Origin of the sequence: Flammeovirga sp. SJP92 (assembly GCF_001583495.1) — a bacterium.
GTDB lineage: Bacteria > Bacteroidota > Bacteroidia > Cytophagales > Flammeovirgaceae > Flammeovirga.
Map to the genome: position 1 here is coordinate 296,997 of NZ_LQAQ01000061.1, position 16,614 is coordinate 313,610.

The window sequence follows — 16,614 nt, forward strand, 5'->3', positions numbered from 1 at the left end:
TCATTAAAAAGCACTTGAGTAAAGGAATTAAACATTTGCTCTAGCACTTACTACTTTTATACAAAGTTAAGAATGCTCATTATATAATAGAATATAAATTTATTAAATTGCATTACTGTTTTTATTTTTAAACTTACTCAATGGCGCAACATCGCTATCTTTCAATAGCATTATTTTTAGCTTTTATCATTTCCAAACTATTTACTAACGAAGTAAAAGCTCAAGAACAAGATAGCACTTTGCAAAAAGTGAAGGTGAAGGCTTATGTACCTATCGTTTTAGGAGATTCAGTGTACAAGTTTACACATGACACAACCTTATTTCTACCTCCTCACCTTATTAATCAAGATTCTTCGGCAGTACTTCAAACGGAACAGTTTTATAATAAACTTCATCAGTTTTTAGGAAAAAATAGACTTACAAAAGAACTTTCAAACCTATTATTGGTCAAGCAAAACCAGAACAGTGATTCTTTAGATACTTCTCAGGAAATGTTAAGTACAGGAATGTGTTTTGAGGGTAAAATTGTCAGGAGCATTACCTATGTCCGCTTGCCTCCTTTTGGTGCTGAAGTAAAAAAACCTTATCCTATTATCACCACCAGGGCAACAAGAACTGCCAATGGTTTACACGCTAAAACAAGGGAAAGAGTTATTGATAAGAACATCGTATTTAATGTTGGAGACGTTATCAATGATGATGATTTCTATGATTCTGAACGTTTACTCCGTGCATTGCAATTTATCAAAGATGCTTCCATATATGCTTGTGAAGTAAACGACTCTTACCTTGATGTCTATATTATTACACAGGACCAATGGACCATTGGTGTGAGAGGTGGTTATAATAGCCTCAGTGACTTTGAACTCGGATTATACAACAACAACTTCTTGGGTACGGGTCAATACGCTTATATCGGGGCCGTAGTAAAAAGTGATGAACCTGAGCCACTTGGATATAATTTTGAATATAAATTCCAGAACATCAATGGTAGTTTCATAGACCTTGATATTATTTCTTATAATAATTATCTAGAATCAACTTGGGGTGTCAGTGCATATAAAGATTTCATCACTTCTAATACAAAAACAGCCGGTGGATTTGAAGCTCAAAACCTCAGCAGACTTTACGGATATACCACTTCTGATAGTGCTTTTATCCCCATTGATAGTACTGAACGGTTTTGGGAACCTTTAGAATATACTTACCTGAGTGGGTGGATTGGCCGTTCCTTCCACATCAATCAGAAAAGAAATGAAAATATTACATTCAGTATGGGTGTAGATAATATTCACTTTTTCAATAGACCACAAGAAGTGAGCAGAGATACTTTGTATCAATTTCATCACAAGGATCAATACGCGTTTAGTGTCACACTCAACCAACGTAATTATAGAAAACTCAATTATTTACAAGGTTTTGGTAGAACGGAGGACGTTCCGCACGGATGGCTAGTTTCTTTGACAAGCGGATGGGAGAAAAATGAATTTTTAGGAAGAAGACCCTACCTAGGTATGGCCATGGATGTAGGTCAATTTACACCCTATGGTTTTTTTAAAATCAGAGGTGAAATTGGTTCTTTCATGACCAATAAATATAGGCAAGAAACCTTTCATCTGAATTTCAGTTATTTCACCAACCTCATCGCAATCAAAGAAAGTTTCTTGCGTTTACTCCTCGATATTGATCTTTTGGATGGCAATGACCGAATACCTGGAGACTATTTATACTTTATAGATAACGATGTATTCTCAAATTTTCAAATCAATAGAAATTCTAAAAAAGGAACACGAAGACTTCAATTAAAACAAGAAAATATATGGTTCACTCCATTATTTTTCTATGGTTTTAAATTTGCCGTTTATCAGAGTTTCCAAGTTGGTTTTCTTGAAGACCCAGAAAGAGTATCCCTTTCTAATGATGATCTTTTCACTTCTTTTGGAGCAGGTATCAGAACCAGAAATGAAAATCTGGTTTTCAATACACTTACACTTGATTTGAAATATTTCCCTAATGCCAACTTCAACAACAGTCCATTTCAAGTACTGCTTACTACAGTAATTGACCTTCCATTAAGAGATTTCAAACCTATGAAACCAAGGTTCTTAAAGTTTGAATAATTCTATTAAATGGTCCATCTAGGATCCTGTGCTACAAATGTATAAGGGAACCCATGTGTATTGACGGGTTGGTTTTCTTTTGACACTTTTAGCTTAATAAAATCATCACTAAAACTCACTTGACCGTTTTCAACGACAGAAATTTCACCGTCTAAACAGTAAGCAGGAGTTTGTGTTTTCTGTAATTGATTTACTCCTTTAAAGACATATTTCTTTTGCGTTTTAACGGGAGATTTAGATTTCCATCTTTCTTCAATCTGTCCTGATGGAGATACTGACATCTCAAAAATTAAATCATCATGTTCTAACCTATAAAAACCTACTTTTAAACGTCTGTTTTTATTTCCATTCTGATTTAATGAAAAGAAAGTTGTTCCAAGTCCGAAAGTAAAAATGCTTAATAAGATACTTTTCATAGAGTTATTGTCGTAAATATTATCAGTAGTTCATTAATTCTAGTTGTATACAATACAAACTTTAGTTATAGCTCTAACTATTTTCACGTCAGAGTTTAGATTGAGGTTTTAGTTTAAAGGACTTTTTATGATTCTAGTCTGATTTATATTAACATTTTAACATTGTAAACTCGTTTCCAGATATCTCTCAACTATTTTTTTATACGTTTTTTTGAAAGAAGTAATCACAAACCAATAAACAAAGCTAGTATTAAATACTTTTGATTTAATACTTATACATTTAGTTTAAACACTAAAAAAGAAGTACTCAAAATTGACAAATACACCCGCTTTAATATGGCTATTTAATTAGAATTGTAATTTTTTGAATGTATATTCACAATTAAAGAAAAAGAAAAAAATGGCTATAGATATTATAGAAAAATATACAGATGAGCAGTCTAACTTTATGGAGTTAGAAGGCATGAAAGTACATTATAAAGTAGAGGGAGAAGGTTTTCCAATTGTTCTACTTCATGGTACTTTTTCATCATTACATACTTGGGATAAATGGACAGAAACATTAAAGGAAAAATATAAAGTCATTCGATTGGACCTTCCTGGATTTGGCATTACGGGACCAAGACCTGATAGAACTTATTCTATTGATATTTACCTTAATTTCATCAACACTTTCCTTAAGAAACTAGAAGTTAAAAAGTTCTACCTTGCCGGTTCTTCATTAGGAGGCTGGATTGCTTGGGAATATTCTCACCGATACAAGGAACAAGTTAGAAGACTCATCCTGCTTAATGCAGCGGGTTTTAATGATAAAGATTCAATTCCATTACTTTTTAAATTAGTTCAAAACCCTATTATTAAGGAGTTTAAAATGTTCCATGGGTTTGCTGAATATTTACAAGCACCGAAAAGTTTTATCGAATTTTTCTTGAAAAATGCTTACGGAAATCCTAAAAGAGTGGATAGAGCAACGATTACAAGGTACCATGAAATTTTCTCTAGAAAAGGGAACAAAGAAGCTTTCTTGAATATTGCCAATAGTTCAATAGAGGACCATTCTGATCTTATTAAACAACTCGACACTCCTACTTTAATAATTTGGGGTGAAAAAGACCGGTGGATTCCATTGGCGAATGCTTACAAATTTCAATTCAGTCTACCCAATTCACAATTGATTATTTACGAAGGTGTGGGGCATGTTCCAATGGAGGAAATACCTGCAAAGTCGGCCAAAGACACCATATCGTTTTTAGAAAATACTACTTTTGACAGCGGAGTAAAAATCCAAACTAGCTACCTCTGTGATCAGTTCAGAAAAGAAGTAAAGGTAGCCTCAGGTAGTTTTGAAAAAGTAGGAAAGAAAATAGACTTTCATGGACAAGCCGTTTGTTTAAAAACTAACAACCCTCAACTTGTTTTAGAACGGCTCGAAGAAGAGAATGGTAAAGGAAAAGTTTTAGTGGTAGAATGGGAATGTGATAAGATGGATGCACTCATTGATGAAGAAATTGCTTATGCTCTTCTGCATCAAGAATGGGAGGGATTAATTACAGATGCTAATTACAGGCACACTGAAGCTTTAAATAAAATGAGAATTGGCATCCTTGCCAACAAATGTTATCCTATGAAAGCTTTAAAAGCTGATGAACCGATAGAGATCTACTTACACGCCAACGTTGGTGGATTGGAACTTGTTGACGGCAACTACATTTACATGGATGAGGACGGTGTAGTCAGCAGTGAACAAAACTTAGTGGACTGGGAGAAATAACAAATAAGGGAAGAAATTTTAGATACTTCTTCCCTTATTTTTTTAATGCTGTCCTACGTAAAACTCAATAGTCTTCTTTGATTCATTCCCCAAATTATCATAGGCCACTACTTTTATCTCATAATGCTGATCTTTTTTCAAGTGCTCCTTTTCAGAGATGTCTAAATTGGAACCACTAGAGTACAAATTCATTGGCCCACCATTAATCGAATATTTTATTTCCTTTGTACCTACATGTGTATCAGTGGCACCTAAATAAACTTTTGTAAATGCTGGATAAACATCAAATTCTCCATGCTTCCCGATAGGTTCAATACTCATATTAGCATGTACTTCAGGACCTTCATTATCAACAAAGAACTTCACTTCATTTTCTGATTCTTCATTATTCACATTGTCAACCGCATGAAATGTTAAGGTCTGATCCCCTTCATCATCTGCCGTGAAAGCACCGCTATAAGTCTTATTTGACTCTCCGTTGATAGCAAAAAATGTGTCTTTCACTTTAGAATGAGAATCCAATGAAGTCAACTTAATTTGAGTTTTAGAAGTGATAAATAAAGTATCTCTATGCTCAAATTGCTCTCCTATGAATTCATATGATGATGAAGGGGGTACATTATCCATAAATAATGTTTCAGTACCTTCAATGGTCTTCACTACTGTCATATTATTGACATTGTCAGAAGCTTTATAACTAATATGATGTGCTCCAAGCTCATTTTTCAACGTAAAAGCAGTTCCTGTATAAGGTGTATAATTTGCACCTCCATTTGGACTGTATAACACCTGCTTTACTCCTGCCTTATTATCTGTTGATGAAATACTAAATGTTGTTCGTGGAGAAATATATCGAATATTCTCGTCTACATATTGATCACCAATGATTTCATGCGAGATTTCAGGTGCAATTTTATCTACATAAAAACTTAATGTCTTTTCAACTTCTTCGTTATTCACTAAATCAAATCCCTTGTAATGAATTTCATGCTCTCCGTCTTTCAAGTCCTTCAAAGAAATAGGCTGATATGTATACTCCTGATAAGCACTATTATCATAACTGAATTCAATATGATCTACACCTGACATTACATCTTCACTCTGTAACCTTACTGTAGCATATGGAGAAACGATATTTTCATTGAATACCAAACCTTTCCAATTTGCCATAGAATTGGGTGCCGTTAAATCAATTTTAAAAGTGGATGTACGTACTTCTTCTGGATTACCTACATTATCTGCTGCATAATAGTAAATAATGTGCTGTCCTTCTTCTGCTAATGAAACAGAGTATTCGTACTCATGGAAGTTTTCTCCGTCCAATGAATAATAAATATTCTTAACACCTGAATAGGTATCATTAGCTACTAAATGCATCATTAGGTTTTTACCATAAAATGCTTCTACACCATTATCATACAATCTAGTTCCATCAAAAGAAATCTTAGAAACTGGCGCTTTGCTATCAGCAATCACTTCATATTTAACTTCTCTCTTAGGTAAAATATATTCTTTTGTTTCTGGATCTACAGCCCATTTTGAACGGATGTAATTAGGACCCTCAGTATCAAGATATAGAGCTTCATTGGGTTTTATTTCTTCAGATTCATTTAATTGATAATGTTCAGCATTACTATCTTTTGATGTTGAAAAACTTAAAAATAATGGCAATGACTTATTGACATAAGTTCCGGAGTTATCTACATATACACTTTTTTGATGTTCTAATCTTTGAGGTTTACTATTAGAAGCTATTAATATTGGCGTCTCCTCTTCTTCTATAATTCTAATTTCTTGGATATTTATTTTTGTAGGTGTTTGGGCATGTAAATGAACTGATAATAAGTTAATTAATATACATACTATTAGGGTAATATTTTTCATTATTTTGGTAAATTAGGTTTTTGTAATGTTGGTTAATATTACTTAATTACCATAAAAAAGGTTACACTTAACAATGAATACAAACCTTATACTTTACATCAAGGAAAAATGGCAAACTGCCCTAGCAATACCAAAAAAAGGATTAACACTCAGAAAAAATGAAGAATCACATCATTATCTTACATCAGTATTTTTTTTGACTTTTTTCACATTTGTACCGAAATAATGAATTTTTACATAAAAAAAGAGGTTGTTCAATTCTTTGTGAACAACCTCTATGCTTTATATATACAGTGGGCAGACACATAGGTCTGCCCCTACGTTTTATTCTTTCCCGTCAACGTAATCTTGTAAATACGAAAACTTCTCTGTCAATTTTTTATCATGTGTAATGGTCGCTCCTTTCACTACACCAATAGGAGTCACAAAAAGATCTTCCAATACATTATCAATCATCTGACGACCAAATGCTTCTGATGCATCTCTTGGCAATTCGTTTGGTAAATTATCTACAGCCATTACTGTAATATTGTCTTTGCTTGAAAAGGCCTCTTCGTCATTTCCTGTTGCCGGATTGTAATCGTACAATGGATCAGCAATAGTTGAAGGTCTCTTTGTACTTGGAATTGAACCTTCAATATCACAAGTTACATCTGCAATAACTTCAATTTTAAAATCTTCTCTTTGAGTATCTTCTTTAGTGAACAATACTGGCGCCGCAGGGTGCCAGAATGCTCCTGCTACTAACATATTTGATACTGGCAAGAAATCTCCAAAAGTTGACTTATAATCTGATGGATTAGCAAAGAAGTCTTTAATTTCAAATGCACCTCCATCTTTTTTCTCATGGTAGTCTTTAGACCTTAACTGTACAAATACCGGGCTATCAAAAGTCTCATTCAAGTAATCTTGCTTACTTACTTTCTTGATACCTGCCGCCAATAACGTTTCAACTGCTCCGTTTGACACTCTACCACTTCCTGTCAACACAATTTTAAAATCGTTGGGCAACTTCACTTTCTTACACTCAATCCACAATTCATTCAAATCATGACATTGATGTGCAGGCTTTAAGTCATAGATATTATGACGCTTTCCATAAGCTAATAAGCCATTATAAGCTCCAACAAGCCCTGCAAATCGACCAAAGGCAATCACTCTAGATCCATCTTCTCTTACCAACACTTCATAATCTACAATATCAATGTTGTTATTCAAGATTGCTCTCAGCAACTCTCTATTATAAGGTTGTTTTTTAATTGTATGAGAAAAGAAGAAATATTTCTTATTAGGAACCAATTCTGGAATAGGCACCTCCTTAATACCCAAAAGGATGTCACAGTCGTCTACATTGTCAACAACAGCAATTCCTGCATCTTGGTATTCTTGATCGGTATAGCATCTGATTGGGCTTTTCTGTACGTAGATTTCTACTTCAGGGTATTTTTCCAATACTTCCTCACATTGAGCTGGAGTTAATGCTACTCTTTTATCTTCAGGTACTTTTCCTTCTTTTATGATTCCTACTTTCATGCTAATTTCTTTGATCTATGTATTAAGTTTTGGTTGTATGTAAATAATCAGTTTCTATAAAAGAAGGCAACGTGAATAAAAAACACCTTCTTTTAAGAGTTTTCACCATAATTTTATCCGCGAAGATGAGAAAAAAAACAAGATGAACAAAAAGATACTTCAAATTACAATTCAGGAATATACTTATCTACATAGCCTTGAAGTCCTATTTTTGAACCATAGCCTGTTGGCATAAAACGCCAGCCATCATCCTCTCTTATAAGTCTTGCAAACTCCACTTCGGTATCATCTCCAAAATCGGCATCCAGATCATAATGCAACACTTCTACCTGATTTTCAAGATTCAATACTCTAATGTAGGCTTCATCCAGGTTGCCAAAGTTATGTCTTCTGTTTTTGGCATCATATATACTTACAATAAATACCAACTCCTTTACAACAGGCGATATGAAAGGCAAATTCAATAAAATTTCCTCATCATCTCCTTCGCTGTCTCCTATTCTGTTATCCCCTCTGTGCTTCACCATTCCGTCCGGTGATTCCAGATTATTATAAAAAACGAAATATTCGTCACTTGGAAGTTTTCCATCCTCCCCTAACATAAAGACCGACGCATCCAAATCCAGCTGACCTCCTCTTCTTACTTCCCAACCCAAACCAATCTTAATCTTGCTGAGTTTTTTTTCCGCTGCTTCTTTTAAGCGAATTCCCTTCCCTTTTTTTACAATTTTAGTTGCCATAGATCTTTTCCTGTTATTTCACAGTATAGTTTTTTATTTTGCAATAGAGATACTTTTGAACTCCAAAATATTTCAATTAACCAATTATTACAAAAAAATAGCCAATTCACACAAACACAACAAACGCATGATAAGCTTCTGGGAAAAAGAGAGTTTTATTCAATATGACTTCATTGTAGTAGGCAGTGGTATTGTGGGCCTCACAACAGCTATTGAATACAAAGAAACACACCCTAATGAAAAAGTCCTTATTATAGAAAAGGGGATTCTTCCGTCAGGCGCTAGCACCAAAAATGCAGGTTTTGCCTGTTTTGGCAGTTTGACAGAAATCTGTGACGATCTGAAAAACATGTCTTCTAACAAGGTATTAGAAACTGTAGAAAGAAGATACAAAGGGCTTCAGAAACTCAGAAATAGATTAGGTGACGCTAATTTTGATTTCCAACAATGGGGTGGTTATGAGTTAATTACTGAGAAACAAGAAAAGCATATCGAAAAAATCGAAGAAATTAACCAACTGCTTTATCCAATTTTTAATACCAATGTCTTTGCCATTAAAAATGAAAAAATAAATGCTTTCGGCTTTAAAAAAGACAAAGTAAAACACCTCTTATTGAATCAGTTTGAAGGACAGATCCATACTGGAAAAATGATGAAAGGTCTAATTGATATTGCAAGATCGATGGGTGTTGAGATCATAACAGGAACTGAAGTGATTGATTTTACAGATGATGGTGATAAAGTAATTGTAAACTGCAAAAACCAATACCAAAAGGTAGATTTCTTTACCGAAAGAATTTCTATCTGCGTCAATGCTTTTGCCCAGAAACTATTGCCACAATTGGAAGTTTATCCTGGCAGAGGGCAGGTTTTAATTACTAATCCTATCAAAAATTTACCTTTCAAAGGGACTTTCCATATGGACAGAGGGTATTATTACTTTAGAAATGTTGGGAATCGAGTTTTGTTAGGCGGAGGCAGAAACCTCGACTATGAGGGAGAAACTACGACTACCATGAAAACCACTACTCCAATTATTGAACACTTAAAACACTTATTAAAGGAAGTTATTTTACCTCAAACCCCTCATTATATCGACATGAAATGGGCCGGCATTATGGCTTTTGGTGATCAGAAAGCCCCTATCGTCAAATTACTTTCCGATAGAATCGCCATTGGAGTAAGAATGGGTGGTATGGGTGTAGCAATAGGTTCTGAGGTGGGGAAAGAAATCAATCTGCTTTTAGATTAAAAAACAAAATGACTCAATCTATGTTATTTAAGCATTAAAAATACAGTCTTTACACAAAACAGTGATATTCATCACCAAAAATGAAGGCATATTTCAAAAAATAGATGCATATTGCATCGCATAAAAATTATAGGTTACTAAACTTCAAAAAACATATAACTTAATCATGAGTTTACTTCTTACGCACCGAATAATCGTATCACTATTCTTATTAATTTATCTTGTTAAGGCTGTTTTGATGTTCTTAGGAAAAGATAAATTTGAAAAGTTTGCCAAAGTTGTGAAAGTACCTGAAATGATCATTTCGTTCTTGTTCTTAGCAACTGGTGGGTATTTATTATATGTTATTCCATTATATACTAAAGCTTTAACTATCAAATTTGGATTAGTAGTCGCTTCCATTCCATTAGCGGTCATTGCTACTAAAAAATTCAATAAAATCTTGATGGTGCTTTCATTGTTCTGCTTGATCATGGCATACGGTATGGCCGAAATGCACAGAGCTTCAGCAAAGAAACAATTGACAGGTGGAACTGACACTGTAGAAACAGCTGATGGAACAGTATTATCAGGAAAGGACTTGTTCACTAAGAAATGTTCACAATGTCATGGTATTGATGGAGATGCACAGAGAAGTAATGCTCCAAAATTATCAGAAAGTAAGCTTGGCGACGCTGAAATCAAGCATCTTGTAAGAAACGGTAAGGGAATTATGTTCTCATTCAGTGAGAAAGATATCTCTAACGAAGAGCTTGAAGCGATTACAAAATATGCGAAGTCACTAAGAAATTAGAAATTCTATTGCAATTTAATTTCGATTAAGTATCTTTGTGACAACATCACGAAAAAGCATCTAGAAGGGAGCGAATTTAGCTCCCTTTTTTGTTTGCTTTTTTTTAGATGACCTTTAGAATTTTATTTATATTGAGCTGGATTTTAACGCTTTAGTGAATAGTTAATTCTAACTAAATAAAGTTTCGAAATAGAAGACTATTTCAGGACAAACTAAATTTTTAAAATTTTATACAGTAAAGTTGTATGGATTTAAGTGGACAAATAAAAGAGATCGTTGAAGCACATTTAGAAGATGATTCTTTATATGTTGTTAAAGTGGAAGTGAAAGCTGGCCGCCGTATGAAAGTTTTAATTATCTTGGACGGCGATGAGGGAGTAACAATTGAAGCTGTAACAAAAATTTCAAGAGGTGTAGGTCATGAAATTGACGAGAGAGATCTTATCAAAGATGAATACAATTTTGAAGTAACATCAGCTGGTGTTGGCGAACCTTTAGAACTACACAGACAATACAACAAAAATGTAGGTAGAAAAGTAACGATCACTAGAGGCAACGAAACGAAGTTTACTGGTGAATTAAAAGCTGTTACAGAAGAAGAGGTCACTATTGATGCTGAAATTAAAGAAAAAGGAAAAAAGAAAGTTGAGATTAAAGAAATGATTATTCCTTTCAGCGACATCAAAAGTACAGTTGTAGAAGTATCATTTTAATAATTAATATCAACCAAAATCGAAAAAAATAAACAGTTGCAGATATGAATAGCATGGAACTAATCGAATCGTTTAAGGAATTTGCCAAAATGAAAGGCATTGACCGTCCTACAATGATCAAAATCTTGGAGGATGTTTTCAAAACAATGATTCGTAAGCAATATGGTGATGACGCTACATTTGATGTAATTATCAACGTAGATGCAGGTGATTTGGAGATTTGGCGTTACCGTCAGATCGTTGCAGATGATGCAGATGAATTTGATCCACAAACACAAATTCACTTGACGGATGCGAAGAAAATCGAGGAAGACTTTGAGGTAGATGAGGAAGTAGCAGAAGCGGTTGAGATTGATTTCTTTGGTAGAAGAATGGTACAAACTGCTCGTCAGACATTAATTCAAAAAGTAAAAGACCTTGAGAAGAAGGTTCTTTTTGATCAATATAAAGAGCGTGTTGGTGAACTAATCATGGGTGAAGTTTACCAAACACTAGGTAGAGAGTTAATCATTATTGACCAAGACAACAATGAGCTTTCTTTACCAAGAAACGAGATGATTTCAAAAGACCGTTACAGAAAAGGAGACCACATCCGTGCGGTAATCGACAGAGTGGAAATGAACAACAACAACCCTAAGATTGTTCTTTCTCGTACTTCTCCTTTATTCTTACGTCTTTTATTCGAACAAGAAGTTCCTGAAATCTTTGACGGTTTAATCGCGATCAGAAACATCGTTCGTGAGCCAGGTGAAAGAGCTAAAGTTTCAGTGGAATCTTTTGACGACCGTGTTGATCCTGTAGGTGCATGTGTTGGTATGAGAGGTTCTCGTATTCACTCTATCGTTCGTGAATTACAGAATGAGAACATTGACGTTATCAACTACACTGACAACTTAGACTTGATGATCAGACGTTCATTGAGCCCTGCACACATCAATACTGTAAAAGTAAATGAGGAAGAGAAACGTGTGGAGGTAGTTTTACCAAAAGATCAGGTTTCTTTAGCAATTGGTAAAGGTGGTCAGAATATCAAATTAGCATCAATGTTAGTAGGATATGAGATCGACGTGTTTAGAGAATTACAAGAGCACGAAGTAGAAGATTTCGATATTGATTTGATGGAATTCAATGATGTATTTGATGATTGGATGCTTCTTGAACTTAAAAATATTGGATTGGATACTGCAAAAGCGGTATTGGATCACGAAGTGGATGAATTAGTAAGGAGAACTGACCTTGAAGAGGAAATGATTCTTGCGATCATGCATACATTAAGAAAAGAGTTTGAAGATGATCAACAACAACAAGCTCCTCAAAACCAACCTAGCAATGAAATGATGGATGATGAGGATGACTTCGAAGTAGATTATAGTGATGATGTTCTTGATGAAGATATTGCAGAGGTTACAAATACTGCAGTTCAAAACAAAGCAGCTTCAAGTGAAAGCCCAAGCTTAGACGAGTTCAAAAATGACATTGAAGAATGGATCATTGACGAATTCAAAAAAGTAGGTCTTATCACAAAAGAAGATGTATTGTCACTTCCAAAAGAGGCTGTAATTGAAAAAACAGACTTAGAGGAAGAAACTGTTGATGAAGTAATTGCAGCTATTTCTAAATAATTTAGATTCCTATTTTAGGATCTTTGTTTAGAGTATAAAGAGAGGAGCTTAAAATTCTATAGGCTCCTCTTTGTTATGTTTATTGTTTTTTATCTCTACAAATAATTGTGAACATTGCTGTGTTTTTGGGTCTTTTTGGAATGAAATCCAATAATAAGTGCAAAAAGGTAGTACTCACATGCAATTTAATTTAAGATTTAAAAAACAAACTTATATCTTTGCACTTTAGGAGTATTCATGTATTTCGGGTTGTCATTGAAATCACTCCTTTCATTTAAACTTGATAGTTTAAAAAAATAAAGCTTCGGCTTTAAATTGAATTGCTGTGAAGCAATAATTTGAATTAGTATTACGAAAAGGAATATATGGCAGATCAAAAGATGATCAGAATCGGCCAGGCGGCCAAGAAATTAAACGTTGGACACTCAACGATAATCGAGCAGCTGAAGAAGAAGAATATCGAAATTGATTCTCCTTCTCCAAATGGGAAGATTACGCTTGAGCAATTTGAAATGCTTAAAAAAATGAATGCAAAGTCAATGCAGGAAAAAGAAGAAGCATCTCAAATTTCTATATCGTCACAGGTAGGAAATACTGTTATTGAGTCTAAGAAGAAAAAAGGACCAAAAACAGAAGAGAAAGAAGACGATCATCTGATCATCAAGAATTCTGCTACATCCGAAAATACGAAAAGCGAAAAAGAAGGTCAACCTAAAAAGGCTGAACCAGAAACATATAGTGGTCGCCCAGGTCTTAAAGTAGTTGGGAAAATTGATCTCAATGAAAATAAAAAGAAAGCTGAGGCACCAAAACCAAAACAAGAAACTCCAAAGCCTGAACAGAAAAAGCAAGAAGCTCCTAAAAAGGAAACTCCTGCACCTGCTCCTAAGGCTGAGGAAAAGAAAGTAGCCAGCACTCCTGCTACTCCTCCAAAAGCTGAAAAGCCGAAAGAAGAGAAGAAGGAAGTAAAACCTGAGGTAAAAAAGCCCGTAAAAAGCGAGCCGAAACAAGAAACCTCAAAAGAAGCAAATAAAGCTCCAGAGAAGAAATCTGAGCAACCAACGCAAGAAGTGAAGAAAAAAGAACAAAATCCTCCGCAAACTCAAAAAGTTGAGAAAGCGAATACGCCTGCAACGGCAAGCGAAAGTCAAGATCAATCATCTGATAGTGCAACAGGTGCAACTGATTCTACAATCAACGCCAAGGCCGATGAATTAAAAGGTCTTACTGTAGTCGGTAAAGTCGATCTTTCATCATTTGAAAATCGCCGTAAGAAAAAACCGAAACCAGTAGCTTCATCGGATGACAAAGGTGCTCCTCAGAAAAAACGTAAGAGAAAACGCGTTCCTGTAGGAAATTCTGAAAACCCTCAAGGTAGACAGCAAGGTCAAGGCCAAGGTGGCAACAGACAAGGCGGTCAAGGTGGTAACAGAAACCAAGGTCAAGGCCAAGGCGGCAACAGACAAGGCGGTCAAGGTGGTAACAGAAACCAAGGAGGCCAAGGTGGCAACAGACCAGGCGGACAAGGTGGCAACAGAAACCAAGGAGGCCAAGGTGGTAACAGACCAGGCGGACAAGGTGGTAACAGAAACCAAGGTCAAGGCCAAGGTGGTAACAGACCAGGCGGACAAGGTGGTAACAGAAACCAAGGTCAAGGCCAAGGTGGTAACAAGCCAGGAGAAAAAACTTTCCGTAATGCGGACGCTACTTCACAAAGAGGACAAGGCGGAAAAGGCGGAAACAACAAGAAGAAAAAAGGCAAATTATCAGAGAAGGATATCCAATCTGGAATGAAGAAAGCGAACCAACAGCTTAATCAGTCTGGATTCAAATCTACTCGTGGTAAACATAAACAAGCCAAAAAGAATAAGCGTGAAGCGGAAAACGAAGCACGTTTACAAAGAGAGGCAGCAGAATCGCATATCATTACAGTTACTGAGTTCATTTCTACAAGTGAGCTAGCAACAATGATGGATATCCCTGTAAGTGATATCATCATGACATGTATGAATAATGGTATGTTCATCTCAATCAACCAACGTCTTGACAAAGAGACAATCGAGTTGATTACTACTGAATATAACTTCGAGGCTAAATTCGCTTCAGCAGAAGAAGAAGTTGATGCTCCATTGGAGAAAGAAGATAAGCCAGAAGATTTACAAGAAAGAGCGCCTATCGTTACAATCATGGGTCACGTTGACCACGGTAAAACGTCATTACTTGACTACATCCGTGATGCAAACGTAGCTGATGGTGAAGCAGGTGGTATCACGCAGCACATTGGTGCATATGATGTGATGACAAAGACAGGTAAGAAAATTGCCTTCCTTGATACACCAGGTCACGAAGCCTTTACAGCCATGCGTGCTCGTGGTGCTAAGGTAACTGACGTTGCTATTATCGTAGTAGCAGCCGATGATCAGGTAATGCCTCAAACAAAAGAAGCAATCAACCACGCATTATCAGCTGAAGTGCCGATCGTAATCGCGATCAACAAGGTAGATAAGCCAAATGCGAACGTAGATAATATTAAAACTCAACTTTCAGCATTGAATATCCTTGTTGAAGATTGGGGTGGTAAATACCAAGCTTTCGAAATCTCTGCAAAATTCGGTCAAGGTATTGAAGAATTACTAGAAGGTGTACTTCTTGAAGCAGAAGTATTAGAATTGAAAGCTAATCCTAACAAAAACGCTGTAGGTACAGTAGTTGAAGCATCTCTTGATAAAGGACGTGGTTACTTAGCAACAGTTCTTGTTCAAGCAGGTACAATGAAAGTAGGTGATGTAATGCTTGCTGGTGGTTACTATGGTAAAGTGAAAGCAATGCTTGACCATAGAGGTCATAGAGTAGCAGAAGCTGGTCCTTCTACACCAGTTCAGGTATTAGGTCTTTCAGGTGCTCCTCAAGCAGGTGATAAACTGAATGTACTAGATACAGAACGTGAAGCGAGAGAAATTGCTAACAAGCGTGAGCAATTAGCACGTGAGCAAAGCTTAAGAGCTTCTCAGCGTCCTAACCTAGACCTATTCAAGCGTCTTGCTCAAGGTGAGTTACAACAATTGAACTTGATCATCAAAGGTGACGTGGATGGTTCAGTGGAAGCATTATCAGATTCATTACTGAAACTTTCTAACGATGAAGTAGAAGTAAGAATTATCCATAAAGGTGTGGGTGCCCTTACTGAATCGGATATCCTATTAGCAGCAGCTGACAAGGAGAACCCTACAATGATCATCGGTTTCCAAGTTCGTCCTACGCCAAATGCAAGAAAGCTTGCTGAAAACGAAGGTATCGAAGTTCGTCATTACTCTGTAATCTATAACGCTATCGACGATGTGAAAGCGGCTATGGAAGGTCTTCTTGAGCCAGATATGGAAGAGAAAATCGTGGGTAACGTTGAAGTTCGTGAAGTATTCAAAATCTCTAAAGTGGGTACAGTTGCCGGTTGTTACGTTACAGACGGTTACATCAAGCGTAACTCTAAAATCCGCTTGATCCGTGAAGGTGTTGTAATCTACGGTGGTACTGACGGTGGAGAAATTGGAGCACTGAAACGTTTCAAAGACGATGTAAACGAAGTGAAGTTCGGTTACGAGTGTGGTTTAAGTATTGCCAACTACAACGATATCAAAGTGGGTGACGTTGTTGAAGCATTCGAAATCACTGAAACTAAACGTACATTGAAATCATAGTTTAAGCAATTAAACTTATACATATTGAGAGGCTGATTTATTCATTTAAATCAGCCTCTTTTTTTGTATCATCTG

At 35.7% G+C, this 16,614-nt stretch carries 10 protein-coding genes and 1 pseudogene; 7 read left to right on the forward strand and 4 right to left on the reverse strand.

The window, feature by feature from the left end; genetic code table 11:
* Positions 1-140 precede the first annotated feature (140 nt).
* Positions 141-2,120: a hypothetical protein gene (locus AVL50_RS13930; RefSeq protein ID WP_062617102.1), complete on the forward strand. Its 1,980-nt coding sequence runs from the start codon at positions 141-143 to the stop codon at positions 2,118-2,120.
* A 5-nt stretch (positions 2,121-2,125) separates the two neighbouring features.
* Here AVL50_RS13930 and AVL50_RS13935 read toward each other — a convergent pair whose 3' ends face one another.
* Positions 2,126-2,536 (reverse strand): hypothetical protein, encoded by a 411-nt coding sequence (locus AVL50_RS13935; protein ID WP_062617103.1) that lies wholly within the window; start codon positions 2,534-2,536, stop codon positions 2,126-2,128.
* 400 nt (positions 2,537-2,936) lie between these two features.
* Here AVL50_RS13935 and AVL50_RS13940 point away from each other — a divergent pair, with 400 nt between their 5' ends.
* A complete protein-coding gene (locus AVL50_RS13940) occupies positions 2,937-4,307 on the forward strand; it encodes an alpha/beta fold hydrolase (protein ID WP_157491328.1) in 1,371 nt (456 codons plus the stop codon).
* A 42-nt stretch (positions 4,308-4,349) separates the two neighbouring features.
* Here the strand turns inward: AVL50_RS13940 and AVL50_RS13945 are convergent, their stop codons facing one another.
* The 3 genes from AVL50_RS13945 to AVL50_RS13955 all read right to left on the reverse strand — a co-directional run bounded on the left by AVL50_RS13945 (position 4,350) and on the right by AVL50_RS13955 (position 8,464).
* Positions 4,350-6,191: an OmpL47-type beta-barrel domain-containing protein gene (locus AVL50_RS13945; RefSeq protein WP_062617105.1), complete on the reverse strand. Its 1,842-nt coding sequence runs from the start codon at positions 6,189-6,191 to the stop codon at positions 4,350-4,352.
* Between the two features lie 324 nt (positions 6,192-6,515).
* Positions 6,516-7,724 carry an NAD(P)-dependent oxidoreductase gene (locus tag AVL50_RS13950; protein ID WP_062617106.1) on the reverse strand — a complete coding sequence of 403 codons (1,209 nt, stop codon included), beginning with the start codon at positions 7,722-7,724 and terminating at the stop codon, positions 6,516-6,518.
* A gap of 164 nt (positions 7,725-7,888) precedes the next feature.
* Positions 7,889-8,464 (reverse strand): TerD family protein, encoded by a 576-nt coding sequence (locus AVL50_RS13955; protein WP_062617107.1) that lies wholly within the window; start codon positions 8,462-8,464, stop codon positions 7,889-7,891.
* Between the two features lie 127 nt (positions 8,465-8,591).
* Between AVL50_RS13955 and AVL50_RS13960 the strand changes: the two genes are divergently transcribed.
* From AVL50_RS13960 to infB, 5 genes and pseudogenes are all read left to right on the forward strand, one after another.
* Positions 8,592-9,716, forward strand: coding sequence for an FAD-binding oxidoreductase (locus AVL50_RS13960; protein WP_062617108.1), 1,125 nt, complete (start codon positions 8,592-8,594; stop codon positions 9,714-9,716).
* A gap of 166 nt (positions 9,717-9,882) precedes the next feature.
* Entirely contained in the window at positions 9,883-10,509 is a 627-nt protein-coding gene (locus AVL50_RS13965; RefSeq protein WP_082795812.1) for a cytochrome c, read from the forward strand.
* A 245-nt stretch (positions 10,510-10,754) separates the two neighbouring features.
* Positions 10,755-11,222, forward strand: coding sequence for a ribosome maturation factor RimP (gene rimP, locus AVL50_RS13970; RefSeq protein ID WP_062617110.1), 468 nt, complete (start codon positions 10,755-10,757; stop codon positions 11,220-11,222).
* 44 nt (positions 11,223-11,266) lie between these two features.
* A pseudogene (gene nusA, locus AVL50_RS13975) lies at positions 11,267-12,511 on the forward strand (transcription termination factor NusA); the annotation flags it as partial.
* Between the two features lie 698 nt (positions 12,512-13,209).
* On the forward strand, positions 13,210-16,539 hold the full coding sequence (gene infB / locus AVL50_RS13980; RefSeq protein ID WP_062617111.1) for a translation initiation factor IF-2: 3,330 nt from the start codon (positions 13,210-13,212) through the stop codon (positions 16,537-16,539).
* Positions 16,540-16,614: the final 75 nt, after the last annotated feature.

Bases quoted from the DNA above. Each gene is read 5' to 3' on its own strand.
- AVL50_RS13935 (WP_062617103.1), bottom strand. From the start codon at position 2,536: ATGAAAAGTATCTTATTAAGCATTTTTACTTTCGGACTTGGAACAACT.
- AVL50_RS13955 (WP_062617107.1), bottom strand. From the start codon at position 8,464: ATGGCAACTAAAATTGTAAAAAAAGGGAAGGGAATTCGCTTAAAAGAA.
- rimP (WP_062617110.1), top strand. From the start codon at position 10,755: ATGGATTTAAGTGGACAAATAAAAGAGATCGTTGAAGCACATTTAGAA.
- AVL50_RS13965 (WP_082795812.1), top strand. From the start codon at position 9,883: ATGAGTTTACTTCTTACGCACCGAATAATCGTATCACTATTCTTATTA.
- AVL50_RS13940 (WP_157491328.1), top strand. From the start codon at position 2,937: ATGGCTATAGATATTATAGAAAAATATACAGATGAGCAGTCTAACTTT.
- AVL50_RS13930 (WP_062617102.1), top strand. From the start codon at position 141: ATGGCGCAACATCGCTATCTTTCAATAGCATTATTTTTAGCTTTTATC.
- infB (WP_062617111.1), top strand. From the start codon at position 13,210: ATGGCAGATCAAAAGATGATCAGAATCGGCCAGGCGGCCAAGAAATTA.
- AVL50_RS13960 (WP_062617108.1), top strand. From the start codon at position 8,592: ATGATAAGCTTCTGGGAAAAAGAGAGTTTTATTCAATATGACTTCATT.
- AVL50_RS13950 (WP_062617106.1), bottom strand. From the start codon at position 7,724: ATGAAAGTAGGAATCATAAAAGAAGGAAAAGTACCTGAAGATAAAAGA.
- AVL50_RS13945 (WP_062617105.1), bottom strand. From the start codon at position 6,191: ATGAAAAATATTACCCTAATAGTATGTATATTAATTAACTTATTATCA.